A 17166-nucleotide genomic window follows, 5' to 3' on the forward strand; every position below is an offset into this window, starting at 1 on the left:
CGGATACATACCGAACTCCGGTCGCCTCGGAATGTTCCATAACCCCGGCGTGTCCATCGCGTCGCGCCCGTCAGCCAAAACCCGGCACCGCTCTCGTCTTGCCGCTGAGCCGTGCTCCCAAGGTCAGCGCCTGCGGAAAATTGCGGACAACCGCTCCCATCATGGCGGCGCCGCCATGGCCAAGGGCGATGCGCGCAATGGCTTCAGCGGCGAGGACCCGGGTCGAGAACAATCCTCTCCAGGCCGTCTCGTAGCGTCTGCCGACCGCTTCGCGCTCCGCTTGACCGGTTGCCGCCGCGGCGAGTTCCAGGGCCAGAATCCAGCCGGATTGAAGCGCCATCGATATGCCCTCGGCGATGATCGGATGCGACTCGCCGGCGACGTTGCCAACGCGAAAGATGTCCCTTTCGTAACCGGCGCGGATGCCTGGCCGGATGGGGCCGGCGGCAAGCCACGGACCGTCGAGGCGGGCTTCCTCCAGTGCGTCTCGCGCGCCGCGGCACGTCGCCCTAAGATGATGCTCGACGGTTTCGGCCGCCGAGACCTGGCCACCGTGCTCGCGGGCATGGGTGCCGCGCAACCGGGCGAGCACATCGCGCCTTATGCAGCAGGAGATGGACATGCGGCCACGGTCTGCGAGCACCATGCCGCCATAACCGCCCGGAAACGTCAGCAGCGGCATCAGGTCGGGCGGCAGCGTCGATCCGGTGAAATGCGCCTTGAAGCCGAGCAGGTCCGAGGAACGGCTTTTCTTCTCGAGCTGGCTCGGCAGCGGCCCCGGCTCCCACGAGCCATGCGCGGCGACGATCACCGGCGCCCGCAGGATCGTCGCCTCGTCGCGGGAATTCCCGGCTCCTGGCTGGACCCGCACCGCTTGGCAGGCGCCATCGCGTTCGATGGCGACCGCGCGGCGGGGCTGGAAAACTTCCGCGCCGGCCGATCGGGCCGCATCCAACAGCAGCGAGTCCAGCACGTCGCGGCCGAGCGCCCGGCCAAAACCGTCTCTTGCCGCGGACCCGGACTTCGCGCCCGGCATCGGCGCCTCGACGCAGGTGTCGCCGGAAAAGAGGCCAACCCGGCGGATTTCGGGGCCGGCCTCGGCTCGCCACGCATCGCCGACCTCCAGCCGCTCGAGGAGCGCGAGATTGCTTGCCGAGATATATTCGCCGCACACCTTGCGGCGCGGAAAGACGTTCTTTTCCACAATCGCTACGGACCAGCCGCGCCGGGCCAGCGCCAGAGCCGCCGACGTGCCTGCCGGGCCGGCGCCGATGACGACCGCATCGTGGGTCGATGCCGGCCTCATGGCACATTTCCGGCGGGCATCGACGCGGCGCCGACAAAGACATGGGAGAAAGGACCGGCGCGCCGCTCCTCGAGAGGCCGGCCGCCGACAGCGTTCCAGAAATCGGAAAGCTCGCTGCCGCGGAAGCCGGCGCGCACGCTCTGAGCGGCGTCATGCCTGGTGACGTCATTGACGCCGATCGCCGGCAGAAGGCGGGCCGCCGCGAGCGCCAAGCCCGACCTCAGCGGTTCCGTCGCCAGGAGCAATGGCGCCCTGCGAACCAGCAGCGAAAACAGACGCAGCAGTCCGGCGTCGTCGAAATGATGCAGAAACAGGTTGACCGTGATCACGTCGAAGGCTCTGCCATCTCCCTTCCGCGCCCAGTCGAAAACATCGGCGGTGAAGGTTTCGAGCTTCCATCCCAGACCAGCGAAATCCGCCGCGAGCTCAGGAGTGACGAGGCCGACGCGATCGAGCATCGTCAGCTCCACCTCCGGCCAGTCCCTTGCCATGCGCCGGGCCACTTTCAGCATGAAGGTGCCGTCGCCGGCGCCGATCTCGAGGATGCGGCCGGGCGCCTTGGCCACGAATTTCCTCATGAGCGACGCCATGATCGGCGCCTGGAACATCAGCGCGTTGATGCGGCGCAGATCGCGCCGCGAGCGGAGCGCCCGCGGATCGTCCGCGGCAAGGCGATCGAGGATTTCCGGGACGAGTGTCCGTTGGTCGAGCGCGTTCATGAGACGGTTCGGAACAACATGGTCTCGGCCGTCAGTCCGGGTCCGAACGACATGCCGCAGCCGAGCAGTTCTCTCGGCGCCTTCAGCATCTCCTCCATCACGAACATGACCGTGGCCGACGACATGTTGCCGTATCGGCGCAGCACCTCGCGCGACGGCTGGAGCGCGGCGGGCGCGAGGCTTAGCGCCCTCTCGACGGCGTCGAGAATAGTGCGTCCGCCGGGATGCACGGCCCACAGGTCGATCGCGTCCGGTGGCCGGCCACCGAGGATGACATCCCGGTTGACGCGCATAGCCTCCTGGATCGCCGCCGGCACTTGACCGGAGAGAAACATGTCGAAGCCATGGTCGCCAATATCCCAGGTCATCAGTTCCCGCCGCTCGTCCGCGACGGTGCAGCGGAAGCTGTCGAGCTCGATGCCGGGCGGCTCGCCGGTGACGAGCGTTGCCGCGCAGCCGTCGCCCCAAAGGCAGAAGGACAGCAGCTTTTCCAGCTCGGTGGTTTCTCTCAGATGCAGGGTGCAGACTTCGATATTGACTAGAAGAATCCTCGCCCGCGGGTCGGAGCGGACGATGTGGCGGGCAAGCTTGAGGGCATTGACCGCGGCATAGCAGCCCATGAACCCGATCACCGTGCGTTCAATACCGTCCGGCAGGCCGCAGCGCGCGGCAAGGTCGAGGTCGATGCCCGGCGCGGACAAACCGGTGCAGGTGGTGACGATGAGATGGGTGACGCGCGATGCCTCATCGCCAAGCCGCAGTCCGTCGACGGCCTTTTGCGCCAGGACGGGTGCTGCTTGGCTGAACATCGCCATCCTGGCGGCCGTTCCGGGAAACGCGCCGCGCTTGAAGGTCCCGGCAAGGTCGGCCGACGGCCCTTCGGGATCGAGAGCGGGCGCAAAGCAGGAAAAGCGGTGCTCGATCCCGGCGAGGCCGGCCATGCGTTGGAATATCCTCCTGCGATCGGCGGCCAGCATGGAGGCCGCGTAGCGCAGGTAGAACTGATGGACTTCATGCTCCGGAACCGCCGTCGCGATCCGGTTGATATAAGCGTTGGCGGACATGTACCGTCTCCCTGGGCCTCGGGCGCGGTGCGCGCTGTTGCCGGAGGGGTTTCTTGCTCATGAGCGCCCTGGTCGGGCGCCAGGCGCTGAGCGTTGCCTGTTCGATAAACGTTTCGGAAAACCTGCTTCTTCCCTGGCGTGTGATCTCGAGCCTAAAAGATTTGCAAGGGATGACAGGCCGCGCCCGAAAAGACGCGTGGCGCATGAGCATGGCGCCGGCGCGAATCTTTAGCCTGGCAGGCAAAGATTTCGGGCCGATCACTTGCTGCCCTGCACCGCTCCGGGCACGATCAATGCTCCCTGATCGGGCTGCGAATATCTGAAGCCGATAAAGAACAAGGCGATGATGATGAGGCAAATCGCCAGTACGGTGGCGAGGATCCTTCCCGGGTTCTCGGCAGGCGGTTTGTCTTCCATGGCGGTTCGCCTCGCATATAAACCCTGCGAGAGGGCAAGGGTTCCGAGTTCCAGGCGGGTTCGGGCGCCGCTGAAACCGATCCGGCCGGGATGCCTGCGGAACATCTCCTGCACCTCATCCTGCAGGACTGCACGAGCTGCCATTCGAAGTTCCGGCAAAAGGCACCGTGAAGTCGCCCGCGCCCCGGAATGCCCAATCGTTGCAATCACCACTCTGCACAATCAAATCAGGATATGCTTATATATCGAGGTCATGCTAATCCATGCATGACAGGTTTAGGGAGGATGCGATGAAAACGATGAATCGCAGGTCTGCAATTGCTTTCGGCGTGACGGCCGCAACGGTTGCGCCCCTGTTCGCAACGGCGACATTTGCGAAAACCAAGAAATACGGCCCGAATGAAGGCAAGGAGATCGCGCCCGGCGTCAGGGTGGTGGAAGTCGGCACCGGCAATTCCGACATTCCCGCCTACAAGAGCATCTCAATTGTCGACGTCGTGTTTCAACCCGGAGCACACGCACCTCAAAGCGTGATGGACACCGACATGGTATGCACGATTACGTCGGGTGCTTTCACTATCAAGAAGGCAGACAAGGAGTTCAAGCTCAAGGAGGGTGACATGTACACCTGCTCCAAGGGCAAGACCGACGAGGCGACGAATACGAGCAAAGAGGTCGGCGTGCATCGCATCGCCGTGCTGGTTCCTGCCTGATTGAGAAGCAACGGCCGGCCGATTGCTGGGCGCGGCTCCGGCCGCTTGGGATATTTCCGTAGCGGCCTTCGTGCCCCCTCTACCTACCGGGAGGGGGCGCCGTCCCGCCAGCGTCAGAAGGTTCCCCACTGTCTCGGCAAATGCACCATGCCGGTCAGGCGGGCTTGTGCTCTCGAACGATGCGCCACTCCTGCCAGATCAGCCACATGACGACCGCATCGAAGACGGTCAGCACCAGCAGACCGGGCGAATGCGTGTAGGAGTAGCGATACAACTGATAGGCCATGAAGGCGCCGAGCGCCACAAGCGAGGCAGGGTAGGACCACAGCTTGCCCCGCAACAGGCCGATGATCAGCAGAAGCTTAATCAGCCCGTGGCTGAGCAGGTAGAAGGCGTAGAACTCCTTGCTCGCGACGGAGAAGTGGCTCGCCATCTGCGACAGATAGCCGGCTATGAAATCGTTCGGATCTTCGATCAACTCTTCCTGGGTGAGGGCATTGACCCAGGAAGCGATGGTGTCGGTGCTGATGACGTAGAGCAGGATGCCGCCGATGCATTCGATCAGCGCATGCGCACCCTTCAGCCAGACGCCGATTTCGAAAAGCTGATGGATGCGGTGCTCATCGACAGGCTTCAAGACCCAGCCCTCACAACAACCCAAGGAAATCAGATCGCATGGATGCAGCCTTAACCCACTGGATCAATGGCGCTGCCGGCGTCAGTCCGTTTCTTGATAGGACAATGGTTGCCGTCTCGCAAATCGGCGTGCCGCTGATGGTGCTGGCGGTCGCCCTGCAGTGGTGGTCGAGGAACGACCGCTCCCACGTGCGCCATGCCTGCCTGTCCGCCGGCCTTTCCTTCCTGCTCGGGCTGGCGATCAACCAGGCGATCCTGCTCTTCATCCACCGGATCAGGCCTTACGACGTTGGCGTCACGCATCTTTTGATCGCGCCCAGCGCCGACTGGTCATTCCCGTCCGATCACGCGACCGCCAGCATGGCCATTGTCGCTGTCTTCGCCATGCAAGCGCTGCCGCGCCGCACGCTCGCCTTGCTTGTCATGGCCGTGCTGATCTGTTGGTCGCGGCTGCATATCGGCATCCACTATGCCGGTGACGTCGCCGGCGGCGCCGCTACCGGGATCGCTGCCGCCCTGGCCGTACGGCTTTGCTATCGCGAGAATTCGCGGCTGGACGCGTTCGCCACGAAAATTCTTTAGAGCAATTCCAGGAAAAGTGCGTAGCTCAGCGACTTCGCCGTAGCCTTCCGTCCGGAATTGCGTGAGAACAAAGGGTCAGAGAGGCCGGAGCCAAATCCATCATCACGCATCACAAAAGTGACGCGCTTGCTCCGCTATATGCTAGGTTGATGCCGCTAAACAGGGTTCATCGTTATGGATGCCAGCGAATTGCGGGCCATAGGCGATACGCTGATGCGCCTCGTCACTCCCGACATGACACCGAAGGAACTGGTCAAGGCGGTACGTAAGGAACACCCTGATGCCAGGAAAAAGGACATCGCCCGCGCCGCCTTCCACGCCATCATCGCCAACGCCGACCAGGACCCCGGCAAGTCGCGCAACCTCCAGGCTTTCGCGCTTGCCGAGCGCACCCAGCGATCGGAATAAATTGCCGCGAATTGTAGCGTTGGCTTTGCCGGAAACTTAATGAGCAGTTTCTAATGTAGTGGCTCGACCGGCAGCTAGCCCCCAACCGGTAATGAGCCCATGACGAAAAACCTCGGCAATGCCAAGCCCAGCGCTCCCGCCAAGGAGATAAACCCGTCGGTGTTCAACAAGGCGGCGCCGGTGATGTTTCCGCTGGTGGTTGCGGCGCTCGGCTATCTCGTCGGCCGGCATTTCTTCGGCTTTTGACGCGCGGAAAGCCTTCGGCGCGCGTTATTTTCAGTCAGCGCGATTGCAATTGGCCAATAACAATTGGTCCCTCTCGACCGTGTCCGTTGCTGCTTTGGTCCTAGGGCCTAGGTCGTTCTTGTCCTCGCCTGGGCGCAAGCGCATGCTCGCGACAGCCGGCGGCCTCGCAAACTCCGGTCAGGCCCGGCCGCCGAACCCAGTATCACCCCCCAAGGCTGCCGGGCCGTCGAATTCATGCGAGCTCTCGTATGGCTGTGGTGCCGCCGGCTTTCGAAGGCGTCCGAGCGGAATTCAGATTGTCAGATTGAATGTCTCCGGCACGCCGATCGAGCGGGTTGCGTCGAGGCCGCATCGTCTCGAAGACCGAACTGCACATCGAGGTCGAATTCTTCTGAGCCGAGGCGCGATAACGGGCCTGCTCTCCCATAAATCGCTTTTACTCATCAGGTCTCGCAAATATATTGAATGTCGGCGAGCAACTTTGCACTAAAGGCCAATCAGCCCGCTCTTTCGGCGGCTCCGGGCGCGCTAGATCATGGCGGATCGAAAACAGCAGTTCTTCGGCTAAGAAGCAGGAGCTGTATATGGTAACGGGAGAGCCAGACAGTGTCCGAGTAAAAGCCATCAATGGCCAATGGATCGTGCGCATCGTCGACGGCGGCAGGCTGACGCAACAGGTTTTCGACATTCACGCGCAAGCCGAGACCTTCGCCGAGGAGGAAAGGCTGCGATTGGGACTGCCCGGAGAGCCGCCCGCCGAAGAACCGGCCGGGCCGCTGCGGCGCTGACGGGCGAGGGGCAATTTAGAGCGGCCTATCCGAGATTTCCGCTACCACAAATGCTCGGCCCTGAGCTTCTCTTGCATCCGTTTGAGCGCCGGTTCGCCGCCGGCGGCGAGATCGTCGGCGACCCGGGCGAGCTTGTCGTCGGCCTTGCGGTGCTTGCTGCCCCAGGCGCCCAGCGTCGCCAGCACCGGCAAGAGGTCGATGCCGGCATCGGTCAGCCGGTAGATCGCCTTCAGCCCATGGGTGGGGTCGTCGCTGCGGGTGAGGATGCCTTCGTCTACCAGCGTCTGCAGCCGCTCGGCCAGCGTGCGCGAGGAAATGCCCTCGTCGGATTGCAGGAATTCGCGAAAGTGCCTTTTCCCGGCGAAAACCAGATCGCGGATGATGAGCAGCGTCCAGCGGTCGCCGAGCAGTTCCAGAGATAGGCTGATCGGGCAGCCGGACCGTTCCTTGGTCGACATCAGTATGGTTCCATTTTTAAATCACTTTACTATTGACATCATTCCTGCTTTTGCGTCAATTGATTCCAAAAGTAAATCAATTGTGCGGCAGGAAACCGGACATGAAAAAGCTCATCCTCCAGATGCAGATGTCGGTCGATGGCTTCGTCGGCGACGATCACGACCACCGCTGGCAGCTCTGGGAATGGGGCGACGACAGTGCCTGGGACGAGGAACTGAAACAGGACTTCAATGCCGTCTTTGCGAGCATCGACACCATCCTCTTGAGCCGCAAGATGGCGGAGGAGGGATATCTGACCCATTGCGGCAATGCGGCGAAGAAATATCCGAAGGATCGCTTCTATGCCTTCGCGCAACGCATCGTCGAGGCGCAGAAGGTGGTGGCGAGCGACAAGCTGAAAACCTCGCGCTGGGAACGCACGCGAGCCGTCAGCGGCGACCTGCAGCGGGAGGCCAATGCGCTGAAGCAAGGCGAGGGCGGCAACATCGCCGTGTTCGGCGGCGCCGGCTTCGCCTCGGCGCTGATCGCCGCCGGCCTTGTCGACGAGTTCCAGCTCTTCATCAATCCGGCGGTGCTGGGCGCGGGCCGCCGCATCTTCGACCAGGGCGGATTTTCGCTGCTGAAGTTGATCGGCTCGAAGGCCTATGCCAGCGGCATGGTGGTCAGCCGCTACGCGCCGGCGGGATGACGAGGCCGGACCCGCGCAGCCTGAATCAATCCGGCAGCGCGGTTTCTTAACCGCCTGATTGGCCGTGCTTTTCCCGGATCGGAAATGGCCCGCCAACTTCAACCAGCCGCAGGCGCGGAGCCAGCCGGCTATATTGTGGCCAGCCGGAGTAGTCGTTGCCCATGGCGACGAACCAGCGGGCTTCGCGCCATGTCAAACCGATAAGTACGCGACCGGCATATTCGGCCGGCGCGCCATTGCCCGCATCGAATACTGCCCAGCTGCTGCCGGGCGGCTCCTGCACCGCGATGAACCTCATGCGAGACCCCCGTCCCGTGAAGAGCCGCTAATATAGCAGACGCTGTTCGGCGTTCCTATAACCTAGCTCACATATGCCGATAACCATCGGCGTCCGGCAGTTCGGTTCCATTCGTCACGGCGAAGTGCCGAGTGCGTGCAAAGCCATCTTGGCGGCGCGGTATTCCAGGAAAGTCTTTGGGCAATCGCTCGCCGCCAGCCGGTAGAGCCGCAAGGCTTCGTCATTATACCCCTGCAGCCGGTCGACTTCCGCCGTGTAGAAATTGGCTTCGCAAACCTGCCCCTGTTTGGTTTCCGGGTTCGGGTCCTCAGCCGTCGCAAGCGTCTCGGCTGGCGTCTTGTCGCCGAGCAGCATGCTCACCACCGGCGCCGGCCATTTCGTCATATCGAGCTTGGCGGCCGCCTCCCGCAGATGGCTCGGCGCACCGGAGCCGCGCTCGGCCAGGTCGAGCCAGATGGCGGCATAGGCGTCGTTGGACTTGAGGACCGCCAACTGGCGAAAATCGCCCTGCGCTTCGGCGAATGCGCCGGAATAGAAATGCAAGAGGCCGCGGCCCCTATACGCATTGGCGAAGTTGGGATCGAGATTGATGGCCTGATCGTAGTCGGCAGTGGCCTTGTCGTAATTGGCTTTTGCTGTCCAGCTTCTGGCACGATTGTAGAAAAATCCCGCATTCTTGCCGTAGATATCAATGGCTCGGTCGAAATCGGCGATGGCGCGGTCGTCGTCGCCTTTCCTGGCCGACGCGAAGCCCCGCCAGTTGAAAGCGCTGGCATCTGTCGGGTCTAGCATGATGACCTGCTCATAGTTGGCGATGGCGCGATCATTGTCGCCCTTCCGCAGCCAGGCCATGGCTCGGCCGGCATAAGCACCCTCCAGCTTTGGATCGAGAGCGATCGCCTGGTCGAAATCGGCAATAGCGCGGTCATAGTCGCGTTTCAGAGACCAGGCTGAGCCTCGAGCGAAATAGCTGCCTGCCTGCTTCGGGTCGAGGGTGATCGCCTGGTCATAGTCGGCTATGGCGCGGTCGTAATCGCCCTTGTCGATCCGAACCGACCCCCGAGTCCGATAGGCCGCGGCGTCTTTCGGGTCGAGTCCGATCGACGTGTCGAGATCGCTCTGCGCCCGGTCCGGATCACCTTTGTTCCACAGGGCGAGACCCCTGTTGTAGTACACACTGGCATCTTTCGGATCGGCCGCGATCACCGAGTCATAGTCGGCGATGGCGCCGTCATAATCGCGCTTGTTAATTCGGGCATTGCCACGCCGGTAGTGAGCATGTGCGTTCTTGGGGTCGAGACGGATCACTGCCTCGTAATCGGCGAGCGCACGCGCTTCGTCGCCCTTGCTGGCCCATGCATCGGCCCTGCTGTTCAGGAATTCGACGTCGTTTGGTTCCAGCTTGATCGCCTGGTCGTAATCGGCGATGGCGCGGTCGTTGTCGCCCCGCCTGAACCAGGTCAGGCCACGATTGTAAAAGGGCCTTGCGTCGTCCGGATTGAGGTCGATCGTTTTGCCGTAATCGGATATCGCGTTGTCGTCCTCGCCCTTGTACGTGTGGGCGACACCGCGATTGTAGTAGTAGTCGGCAACCCGTGGATCGAGGCTGATCGCCTTGCCGAGATCGGCGATAGCTTGGTCGTTGTCGCCCTTGAACAACCAGGTGACGCCCCGGCCGAAATAGCCGCTGGCCTCGGTCGGATCGAGGTCGACTATGGCGCTGAAATCGGCGATGGCGCGGTCGTAGTCATGGCGCTCCGACCACACCGTGCCGCGCTTGAAATAGGCGATGAGCCTGTTGCGCCGTGGCTCCGTGGCGTCGTCGATCATGCGCGTGCAGGCCTGGATGCGCACCGCCGGATCGACCTCGTCGTCGCTGACGCAGTCGCTGCTGGCTGCGAGGGCAGGGAGCAGCGAGGTCAGCAGAATGGCCGAGGCTGCAGGCGCGGCAACGGCGTTCGCCAGCAAGAAGCAAGCCAGTGCCCGCCATGAAGGCTTGAGCCAAATCCGGACCAATTCCACCCACCCCTTCGGCCGAAACCCGCAGCGCCACTGCTAACGGCGTGCCGCATTCTAGCCGAGCCGTTTCAGCGGGCAATCACTGGTTGCGTCCGTGGATCGATTATCTGGCGGCGCTGGCGCAGCCGCTTCACTGCCCCGCCTGGTCGGCGTCGGTCAGCGTGCCGAGGAAGACGACGATGTCGTCGATCTCGGCGTCGGTCAGCGCCGGCTTGCCGCCGGGTTTCCTGCCGTTGAAGGGCGGGTCGGTGTTGAGGTTCGGCCAATAGGCCTTGGGCAGGTCGTCGAATTTGTTGACCGTGCCGTCGGCGTTCTTCGGATACCAGCGGCCGGGATCCGTGTCGCGGCTTGCGTAGAAGGCCACCGCCTCGCGCAGCGTGTGGAAGTAGCCATTGTGGAAGAAGCTTTTTCGCAAGGCCACATTGCGCAGCGTCGGCGTCTTGAACAGCCCGCAATATTCGTTGCGGCCCTTGAAGTCGGTGCGCAGCGGGCCGCAGAGGCCAAGGTCGACATAATCGGGATCGGCGTTGGCCGGGATCGCCGCGTTGCGCGGCACGGCAATCGCGATCAGGCCGTAGTCGGTGAACTGCGGCGGCTCGCCGTCATTGGCGGGCTCGCTGGGATGGCAACTGGCGCAATTGCCCTTGCCCTCGTCCTCGAACAGCATGCGGCCGTGCAGCTCCTGTCCAGAGAGCCGCGCCTTGCCGGCAAGGAAGGCGTCGTAGCGGCTGGAATAGGGGTAGAAATCGGTGCTGCTCTGCTCGAACGTGCCGAGCGCTTCCACCGCGGCGTCGAAGGCGTCTTGCGGATGGTCGAGGACATCGGCGCCGAACGCCGCCTTGAAGGCATCGGCATAGGGCGCCTTGCGCAGGCTGGCGACCACCTGGGCTGCATCCTTGTTGCCCATCTCGAAGGACGACAGCAGCGGGATCCTCGCCTGGTCCTTGCCGTGGTCGGCGCGGCCATCCCAGGTCAGGCCGCCGGTCGGGCCGTTGTCGACGCTCTCGTCGCCTTCGTCCTCGGAGTCATAAAAATGCTCGGTGAAGGCGGGCGCCGCCTGGAGGTAGCGCAGCGATGGCACGGCGCGAACGCCAGGCTGGTCGAGCTTCGGTCCGCCCATCTCGACCGGCATCGCCGAGGCCGGTCCGAACGCATGGTTGGGATCATGGCAGGACGAGCAGGCCTGCTTGCCCGAGGCCGAGAGCGAAGGGTCGAAGAACATCTGCCGCCCGAGCGCCGTCAGCGCGTCGGCCCGCTCATAGGCCTCCGCGCGCGTCATCGGGCCGGGATGGACACCAGCCGGCTCAGCGGTATTGGCAGGCGCGGTGAAGCCGACTATCGAGGCCACTGCAATGGCGATCGCATGATTTCTCCGACGTCCCATCGTCCTCGGCGACATCCCTGATTTCTCTCGCCCGATTTCCTTCGCGACCTAAGGATCGAGTGCAACGGATTGATGACCGGCGTTCCCGCTCACGAAACCGTGTTCGGCCGGGGCGCAACTGTCACAAAGGTGACAAGGCATCGAAGTAGCTGGGCATTGATGTAGCCGCATGCCTGCATTGCCGTCCTCCAGCCATTCCCTAGCCACGAGGCATTTCCCGATGATCCGGTCCTTTCTCTCCCTTTGCCTCGCCTCCACGGCGCTGGCATCGCTCACCGCTGCTGCCCAGGCGGCTCCCCCCGGCTATGATAAGATCGACACCGTCGTCGTCATCTACGCCGAGAACCGCAGCTTCGATAATCTCTATGGCGGCTTCCCCGGCGCCAATGGCCTGGCCAACGTGTCGCCCGACCAGGCGCGCCAACTCGACCGCGACGGCAAGCCGCTTTCCGAACTGCCGCCGGCCTGGGGCGGACTGACCGGCAAGGGCGTGACGCCGGCGGTGACGGAAGCGCAGAGCGCGCATCTCGCCAACGCCGTCTTCGCCATCGATGATCCCAAGGGTTTCAACGAAAGCACCGGCGTCGTCACGCACGACCTCTGGCACCGCTTCTACCAGGAGCAGATGCAGATCGACGGCGGCAAGAATGACAAGTTCGTCGCCTGGGCCGATTCCGGCGCGCTGGTGATGGGCCATTATGACGGCTCGATCCTGCCGATGTGGCCGATCGCCAGGAAATACGTGCTCGCCGACAATTTCTTCCAGGGCGCCTTCGGCGGCTCCTTCCTCAACCACTTCATGCTCGCCTGTGCCTGCGTGCCGGTCTACCCCAATGCCGACACCAGCCCGGTCAAGGGCCAGATCGCCGTCGTCGAACCGGACGGCGTGACGCTGAAGGTAGCCGACAATTCGCCGCCCTCGGCGCTGGGCGGCGTGCCGAAATTCGCCAATGACGGTGCAATCACCCCGGACTTCCATGCCGTCAACACCATGCAGCCGCCTTACCAGCCGAGCGCCAACAAGCCGGCCGAGGGCGGTGACAAGGCGCTTGCCGATCCGACGCAGCCGACCACGCTGCCGCCCCAGCATGAGATCACCATCGGCGATCTCCTGTCGCTGAAGGGCGTCAGCTGGGCCTGGTATTCAGGCGCCTGGCAGGCCGCGCTCGACGGCAAGAACGCGACGCCGGTGCCGAACTTCCAGTTCCACCACCAGCCCTTCAACTATTTCGCCGCCTATGCGCCGGGCACAGCCGCGCGTGCCGAACACATCAAGGATGGCGGCCTCGGCGGCACCGAGTTCATCAAGGCGATCGACGACGGCAAGCTGCCGGCGGTTTCCTTCTATAAGCCGCAGGGCAACCTCAACGAACACGCCGGCTATGCCGATGTGACCTCGGGCGACCAGCATCTGGCCGACCTCGTCGCGCATCTGGAGAAGAGCCCGCAATGGGCTCATATGCTGGTCGTCGTCACCTACGACGAGAATGGCGGCTTCTGGGACCACGTCGCGCCGCCCAAGGCCGACCGCTGGGGCCCGGGCAACCGCATCCCGGCCTTCATCATCTCGCCCTATGCCAGGATGGGCATGGTCGACCACACGCAGTACGACACCACCTCGATCCTGCGCTTCATCACCAACCGCTACGACCTGCCGGTGCTGCAAGGCATCGTCGCCCGCGACAAGGCGCTGCGCAACAACGACCAGCCGCCGATGGGCGACCTGACGGCGGCGCTCGATTTGACGAAGTAGTCGTCGAAGCTATTCTTGCGAAAGGCCTGCTCCGGCGGGCCTTTTTTCGTTGGCGCAACCGCAAGGGTACTTGCCAGGATCAGTCTTCCTGCCACAAACGGTGCCATGTCCGACAATTACCTGCACATGGTTCCAGACGATCCCTACTGGCGGCCCGATAGGACGGCGGCTGAGGAGGCTGCCAACATCGTGCGCGGATTGTTCCCCCAAGCTGACCATGTCGGAATCGAATACAAGGAAGCGGTGACTTTCTTCGACGCAGGCGCGAATACGGAAAGCATCCACTGCGCCTTCTGCGGGAGCGATCTAGAGGATTGGTGGGGCGATTCCATGGATCAGGCAGCCGCTTCGGATTTTAGCAACCTGACGGTCGTGACGCCTTGTTGCGGCAAGTCCACGTCGCTCAACGACCTTCGCTATGTATGGCCCGCTGCGTTCGGCACGTGCGCGCTTTTGGTCGTCAATCCTGGAGCGACGTCCCTCGGTGCTGACCAATTGCGAAGGATTGAGCAGGCGATTGGCTCACCGCTCAAGCTGATTTGGCAACATCTCTAAGCCAGCCGAGCCGTGGTACATCAACCGACCAGCTGAGCAAGATAAAGGAAACGCGATGGCTGAACTGAAGGTCCGGACAAGAACCACCGGCGCGCTGGCCGTCCTGCAGCCGGGCGGCCTGCCGGTCGTCACCACCCCGACCGGCGGCATGGTCGACGTCGTCACCGCCGTAAGCGCGCCGGGCTTCAACCCGCTCGACCTGCTCTACGCCTCGCTCGCGGCCTGCATGGTGCTCAGCGCCCGCATCGCCGCCACCCGTCTCGGCGTCGCCGACAGGCTTAGCGAGGTGAGGGCGGATGTCCGCGGCGAGAAGGCTAAGGACGAGCCGTCGCGGGTCGAAAAATTCAACATCCGGTTGGAGATCGCCGGAGACCTCGACGCCGCCACCAAGCGGCGCATCGTCGAGGATGCCGAAAATATCTGCACCGTTTCCAACACGCTGCGCAGCGCGCCGGCACTTCACGCGACGCTGAGGTGAGGGCGATGGCGCATCTTTCCCCGATCGACTACGCGACCGCCTCGGACGACATCCGCGCCGAGCACGACCGCGAGCTCGCGCTGCGCGGCCGCATGACCAACATGAAGCGCATCCTGCTCCATTCGCCGGCCGCCCACCGCATCTACGCCGAATGGTTCACCCTGCGCGACCTGCTCAGGCCCACGCTCGACGACCGCGCCATCTGGCTGATCTCGAAGGCGATCGCCGAGACGATGCGCGCCGAGATCCCGGTGACCTTCTTCCGCCGGGCGTTGATCGATAGCGGGCTCGATCCCGAGGCGATCGAGCCGACGGCAGAAGAAACCCTTCTTATAGAATTCGCCAACGCGACTGCGGCCGATGCCAATGCCGTCCCGGACGAAACCTGGGCAGCGCTCAAGGCACGCTATGACGAGACGCTGCTCGTCAATCTCACCGCCTTCGCCGGCATCATGGTAGCGACCTGCGTGTTCACCAATGCGGTGAAGGTGGAGCTCGATCCGGAGCTGGAGGGTTATCGCAGGCGGTGAAGCTGCCAATCTTCCCCCTTGCGGGGGAGATGGCCGGCAGGCCAGAGGGGGGGTGTGAAGGATCGCCGGCTTGCGTGCCTTGTAGCAGCGAAAGCTTCCGCAAGCTTCGACATAAGAAAAATTGAGACGTCGGCGGGCAGCACCCCCCTCTGCCCTGCCGGGCATCTCCCCCGCAAGGGGGGAGATTGGCAGCTCCGGCGCCTCGCCGGTTTTGTCATGTATCGGGTGGCCGCCATATCCCGCTCGCCCCACTTTGATACCAATCAAAGGAGGCGCTCATGACCATCCATTCTCAGAACACCAGGCGCGCCAGCCGCTCCGCCGAATCCCGCGTCGCGGCGCAAGACTGGCGCGCGCTGGTCTCCGATCTCAACACCCATGGCTGCGCCGTCATGCTCGGCCTGCTCTCGGCGGAAGAATGCGCCGGTATCGCCGCGCTCTATCCGCAGGAGGAGCATTTCCGCAGCCATGTGATCATGGCGCGCCATGGTTTTGGCAAAGGCGAATATCGCTACTTCAAATACCCATTGCCGGACCTGATCGAGGGCCTGCGCACCACGCTATATCCGCGTCTCGCCACCGTCGCCAATGACTGGAACGAGAAGATGGGCACGGCACTCCGCTACCCGGCCGACCACGCTGCCTTCCTGAAGCGCTGCCACGACGAAGGCCAGACGAAGCCGACGCCGCTTCTGCTGCAATACGGCCCCGGCGACTTCAACTGCCTGCATCAGGATCTTTACGGCGCGCTCGCCTTCCCGCTGCAGGTGGCGATCCTGCTGTCGGAGCCCGGCGAGGATTTCGAAGGCGGCGAATTTGTGCTGACCGAGCAGCGCCCGCGTATGCAGAGCCGCGCCGAGGTGGTGCCGCTCAAGCGCGGCGACGCGGTGATCTTCGCCGTGCATAATCGGCCGGTGCAGGGCACCAAGGGCTATTGCCGCGTGAATCTCCGCCACGGCGTCAGCCGCCTGCGCTCCGGACGGCGGCACACGGTCGGGATCATCTTCCACGACGCCAAGTGAGGTGAGTTGCCCTTTCGACCTTCGTCCTGAATTGCCGACACGCTTTCTGCTCCGCGGCCTCCTGTGATAGGCAGGGTAGATGGACAGGGACGAGCCGAGGTTCGAGACGGGGAGGTCGGCGGTCGCGCTTGCACGCGGAGTCGTGCGGGCGGCGGTCATGCTTGTGCTGCTGCTCGCCTTCGGCATGCAGGATGCCCATTCCCAGAGCTGTTCCGTTTCAGCCTCCAGCGGATCATATGGCGCGATAGATATCCTGAGCGGCGGCGCGGTCGATACGACCTCGACGTTCTCGGTCAACTGCACTGGGACGGCCAACCAGACGGTGCGCCTTTGCGTCGAGCTCTCTCCTGGCCAAACGAATTCGGCAGGCAACCGCCGGCTTGCGGCGGGCACGGAGCGACTTGTCCACGAACTCTATAGCGACGCCTCGCGAACGACGATTTGGGGGTCGTGGGGCCTGGCAACCACGGCCTACGGTCTCTATCCCGTTGGCACCACCTACGATCTCAGCTTGGGTTCCTCGGGAAGTGCCAGCGCCACGGTGACGGTATATGGCAGGGTGTTCGCCAACCAGACCACCGCGGGACCCGGATCGTATATCTGGACCATGACCACCGCGCCGGCTGCTAGCTATGACTACAAGACCGGATCCACCTCCGCCTGCCCGACCGGCACGCGCCAGGCCACGTCCAGCGGCTCGGCCTGGACAGCGACCGTCAACGCCAACTGCACCGTTTCGGCTTCCAGCGTCAACTTTGGTTCGGTCGGTGTCCTGGCCTCGAATACCGACGCGACAGGTTCGATCACGGTGCGCTGTACCAACTCGACGCCCTACACCGTCGGCTTGGGCGCCGGCGCCGGTTCCGGGGCCACGGTGGCCAACCGGAAGATGACCAGCGGCGCCAAGGCCGTGACCTATTCGTTGTACAGCGACAGTGCTCGGACCACCGTTTGGGGCAATACGATCGGAACCGATACCAGTGCCGGCACCGGTATCGGTCTGGACCAGATATACAGCGTCTATGCGCGCGCGCCTGCGCAGATTACGCCCGCGCCGGGCGCCTACAGCGACACCGTCGTCGTGACGGTCACTTACTGAGG

At 63.5% G+C, this 17166-nt stretch carries 21 protein-coding genes; 12 read left to right on the plus strand and 9 right to left on the minus strand.

The window, feature by feature from the left end; translation table 11 throughout:
* Positions 1-70: 70 nt before the first annotated feature.
* The 4 genes from RFM68_RS28860 to RFM68_RS28875 all read right to left on the minus strand — a co-directional run bounded on the left by RFM68_RS28860 (position 71) and on the right by RFM68_RS28875 (position 3650).
* Positions 71-1306, minus strand: coding sequence for an NAD(P)/FAD-dependent oxidoreductase (locus RFM68_RS28860; protein ID WP_320236406.1), 1236 nt, complete (start codon positions 1304-1306; stop codon positions 71-73).
* On the minus strand, positions 1303-2025 hold the full coding sequence (locus RFM68_RS28865; protein ID WP_320236407.1) for a methyltransferase domain-containing protein: 723 nt from the start codon (positions 2023-2025) through the stop codon (positions 1303-1305). Before RFM68_RS28865 ends, RFM68_RS28860 begins: the two co-directional genes overlap by 4 nt.
* On the minus strand, positions 2022-3089 hold the full coding sequence (locus tag RFM68_RS28870; RefSeq protein ID WP_320236408.1) for a type III polyketide synthase: 1068 nt from the start codon (positions 3087-3089) through the stop codon (positions 2022-2024). The genes RFM68_RS28865 and RFM68_RS28870 overlap by 4 nt, the downstream gene beginning before the upstream one ends.
* A gap of 258 nt (positions 3090-3347) precedes the next feature.
* The gene (locus RFM68_RS28875) at positions 3348-3650 is read right to left on the minus strand and encodes a hypothetical protein (RefSeq protein WP_320236409.1); all 303 of its coding nucleotides are present in this window, start codon (positions 3648-3650) and stop codon (positions 3348-3350) included.
* Positions 3651-3796: 146 nt separating this feature from the next.
* Here RFM68_RS28875 and RFM68_RS28880 point away from each other — a divergent pair, with 146 nt between their 5' ends.
* On the plus strand, positions 3797-4219 hold the full coding sequence (locus tag RFM68_RS28880; protein ID WP_320236410.1) for a cupin domain-containing protein: 423 nt from the start codon (positions 3797-3799) through the stop codon (positions 4217-4219).
* Positions 4220-4373: 154 nt separating this feature from the next.
* Here the strand turns inward: RFM68_RS28880 and RFM68_RS28885 are convergent, their stop codons facing one another.
* On the minus strand, positions 4374-4856 hold the full coding sequence (locus RFM68_RS28885; protein ID WP_320236411.1) for a DUF2127 domain-containing protein: 483 nt from the start codon (positions 4854-4856) through the stop codon (positions 4374-4376).
* A gap of 38 nt (positions 4857-4894) precedes the next feature.
* Between RFM68_RS28885 and RFM68_RS28890 the strand changes: the two genes are divergently transcribed.
* The 4 genes from RFM68_RS28890 (at position 4895) to RFM68_RS28905 (ending at position 6879) form a co-directional block, all read left to right on the plus strand.
* On the plus strand, positions 4895-5437 hold the full coding sequence (locus RFM68_RS28890) for a phosphatase PAP2 family protein (protein ID WP_320236412.1): 543 nt from the start codon (positions 4895-4897) through the stop codon (positions 5435-5437).
* A gap of 174 nt (positions 5438-5611) precedes the next feature.
* Positions 5612-5845 carry a hypothetical protein gene (locus RFM68_RS28895; RefSeq protein ID WP_320236413.1) on the plus strand — a complete coding sequence of 78 codons (234 nt, stop codon included), beginning with the start codon at positions 5612-5614 and terminating at the stop codon, positions 5843-5845.
* A gap of 99 nt (positions 5846-5944) precedes the next feature.
* Entirely contained in the window at positions 5945-6091 is a 147-nt protein-coding gene (locus RFM68_RS28900; protein WP_320236414.1) for a hypothetical protein, read from the plus strand.
* Between the two features lie 641 nt (positions 6092-6732).
* A complete protein-coding gene (locus RFM68_RS28905; RefSeq protein WP_320236415.1) occupies positions 6733-6879 on the plus strand; it encodes a hypothetical protein in 147 nt (48 codons plus the stop codon).
* A gap of 41 nt (positions 6880-6920) precedes the next feature.
* Here RFM68_RS28905 and RFM68_RS28910 read toward each other — a convergent pair whose 3' ends face one another.
* Complete coding sequence (locus RFM68_RS28910) at positions 6921-7337, minus strand: winged helix-turn-helix transcriptional regulator (RefSeq protein ID WP_320236416.1); 417 nt, start codon at positions 7335-7337, stop codon at positions 6921-6923.
* Between the two features lie 101 nt (positions 7338-7438).
* Here RFM68_RS28910 and RFM68_RS28915 point away from each other — a divergent pair, with 101 nt between their 5' ends.
* A complete protein-coding gene (locus RFM68_RS28915; protein ID WP_320236417.1) occupies positions 7439-8026 on the plus strand; it encodes a dihydrofolate reductase family protein in 588 nt (195 codons plus the stop codon).
* A gap of 46 nt (positions 8027-8072) precedes the next feature.
* On the opposite strand, the gene RFM68_RS28920 is transcribed toward RFM68_RS28915, so the two are convergent.
* The 3 genes from RFM68_RS28920 to RFM68_RS28930 form a co-directional block, all read right to left on the minus strand.
* On the minus strand, positions 8073-8324 hold the full coding sequence (locus RFM68_RS28920; RefSeq protein ID WP_320236418.1) for a hypothetical protein: 252 nt from the start codon (positions 8322-8324) through the stop codon (positions 8073-8075).
* Between the two features lie 114 nt (positions 8325-8438).
* Complete coding sequence (locus tag RFM68_RS28925; RefSeq protein ID WP_320236419.1) at positions 8439-10292, minus strand: tetratricopeptide repeat protein; 1854 nt, start codon at positions 10290-10292, stop codon at positions 8439-8441.
* A gap of 181 nt (positions 10293-10473) precedes the next feature.
* Positions 10474-11727, minus strand: a complete 1254-nt coding sequence (locus RFM68_RS28930; protein WP_320236420.1) for a cytochrome-c peroxidase — start codon at positions 11725-11727, stop codon at positions 10474-10476.
* 220 nt (positions 11728-11947) lie between these two features.
* Here RFM68_RS28930 and RFM68_RS28935 point away from each other — a divergent pair, with 220 nt between their 5' ends.
* From RFM68_RS28935 to RFM68_RS28960, 6 genes are all read left to right on the plus strand, one after another.
* Positions 11948-13480, plus strand: a complete 1533-nt coding sequence (locus RFM68_RS28935; RefSeq protein WP_320236421.1) for an acid phosphatase — start codon at positions 11948-11950, stop codon at positions 13478-13480.
* Positions 13481-13585: 105 nt separating this feature from the next.
* Positions 13586-14035, plus strand: a complete 450-nt coding sequence (locus tag RFM68_RS28940; RefSeq protein WP_320236422.1) for a hypothetical protein — start codon at positions 13586-13588, stop codon at positions 14033-14035.
* A 55-nt stretch (positions 14036-14090) separates the two neighbouring features.
* Positions 14091-14513 carry an OsmC family protein gene (locus RFM68_RS28945; protein ID WP_320236423.1) on the plus strand — a complete coding sequence of 141 codons (423 nt, stop codon included), beginning with the start codon at positions 14091-14093 and terminating at the stop codon, positions 14511-14513.
* Between the two features lie 5 nt (positions 14514-14518).
* Positions 14519-15043 carry a carboxymuconolactone decarboxylase family protein gene (locus RFM68_RS28950; protein ID WP_320236424.1) on the plus strand — a complete coding sequence of 175 codons (525 nt, stop codon included), beginning with the start codon at positions 14519-14521 and terminating at the stop codon, positions 15041-15043.
* Between the two features lie 278 nt (positions 15044-15321).
* Positions 15322-16065: a 2OG-Fe(II) oxygenase gene (locus tag RFM68_RS28955; RefSeq protein ID WP_320236425.1), complete on the plus strand. Its 744-nt coding sequence runs from the start codon at positions 15322-15324 to the stop codon at positions 16063-16065.
* Positions 16066-16144: 79 nt separating this feature from the next.
* The gene (locus tag RFM68_RS28960) at positions 16145-17164 is read left to right on the plus strand and encodes a Csu type fimbrial protein (RefSeq protein WP_320236426.1); all 1020 of its coding nucleotides are present in this window, start codon (positions 16145-16147) and stop codon (positions 17162-17164) included.
* Positions 17165-17166 lie beyond the last annotated feature (2 nt).

Source organism: Mesorhizobium montanum (genome assembly GCF_033977145.1).
GTDB classification, from domain to species: Bacteria; Pseudomonadota; Alphaproteobacteria; order Rhizobiales; family Rhizobiaceae; genus Mesorhizobium; species Mesorhizobium montanum.

Coding starts and splice junctions, on each gene's coding strand:
- RFM68_RS28890 (WP_320236412.1), top strand. CDS start 4,895: ATGGATGCAGCCTTAACCCACTGGATCAATGGCGCTGCCGGCGTCAGT.
- RFM68_RS28870 (WP_320236408.1), bottom strand. CDS start 3,089: ATGTCCGCCAACGCTTATATCAACCGGATCGCGACGGCGGTTCCGGAG.
- RFM68_RS28940 (WP_320236422.1), top strand. CDS start 13,586: ATGTCCGACAATTACCTGCACATGGTTCCAGACGATCCCTACTGGCGG.
- RFM68_RS28930 (WP_320236420.1), bottom strand. CDS start 11,727: ATGGGACGTCGGAGAAATCATGCGATCGCCATTGCAGTGGCCTCGATA.
- RFM68_RS28860 (WP_320236406.1), bottom strand. CDS start 1,306: ATGAGGCCGGCATCGACCCACGATGCGGTCGTCATCGGCGCCGGCCCG.
- RFM68_RS28880 (WP_320236410.1), top strand. CDS start 3,797: ATGAAAACGATGAATCGCAGGTCTGCAATTGCTTTCGGCGTGACGGCC.
- RFM68_RS28910 (WP_320236416.1), bottom strand. CDS start 7,337: ATGTCGACCAAGGAACGGTCCGGCTGCCCGATCAGCCTATCTCTGGAA.
- RFM68_RS28895 (WP_320236413.1), top strand. CDS start 5,612: ATGGATGCCAGCGAATTGCGGGCCATAGGCGATACGCTGATGCGCCTC.
- RFM68_RS28865 (WP_320236407.1), bottom strand. CDS start 2,025: ATGAACGCGCTCGACCAACGGACACTCGTCCCGGAAATCCTCGATCGC.
- RFM68_RS28960 (WP_320236426.1), top strand. CDS start 16,145: ATGGACAGGGACGAGCCGAGGTTCGAGACGGGGAGGTCGGCGGTCGCG.
- RFM68_RS28875 (WP_320236409.1), bottom strand. CDS start 3,650: ATGGCAGCTCGTGCAGTCCTGCAGGATGAGGTGCAGGAGATGTTCCGC.
- RFM68_RS28950 (WP_320236424.1), top strand. CDS start 14,519: ATGGCGCATCTTTCCCCGATCGACTACGCGACCGCCTCGGACGACATC.
- RFM68_RS28920 (WP_320236418.1), bottom strand. CDS start 8,324: ATGAGGTTCATCGCGGTGCAGGAGCCGCCCGGCAGCAGCTGGGCAGTA.
- RFM68_RS28900 (WP_320236414.1), top strand. CDS start 5,945: ATGACGAAAAACCTCGGCAATGCCAAGCCCAGCGCTCCCGCCAAGGAG.
- RFM68_RS28955 (WP_320236425.1), top strand. CDS start 15,322: ATGACCATCCATTCTCAGAACACCAGGCGCGCCAGCCGCTCCGCCGAA.
- RFM68_RS28945 (WP_320236423.1), top strand. CDS start 14,091: ATGGCTGAACTGAAGGTCCGGACAAGAACCACCGGCGCGCTGGCCGTC.
- RFM68_RS28915 (WP_320236417.1), top strand. CDS start 7,439: ATGAAAAAGCTCATCCTCCAGATGCAGATGTCGGTCGATGGCTTCGTC.
- RFM68_RS28935 (WP_320236421.1), top strand. CDS start 11,948: ATGATCCGGTCCTTTCTCTCCCTTTGCCTCGCCTCCACGGCGCTGGCA.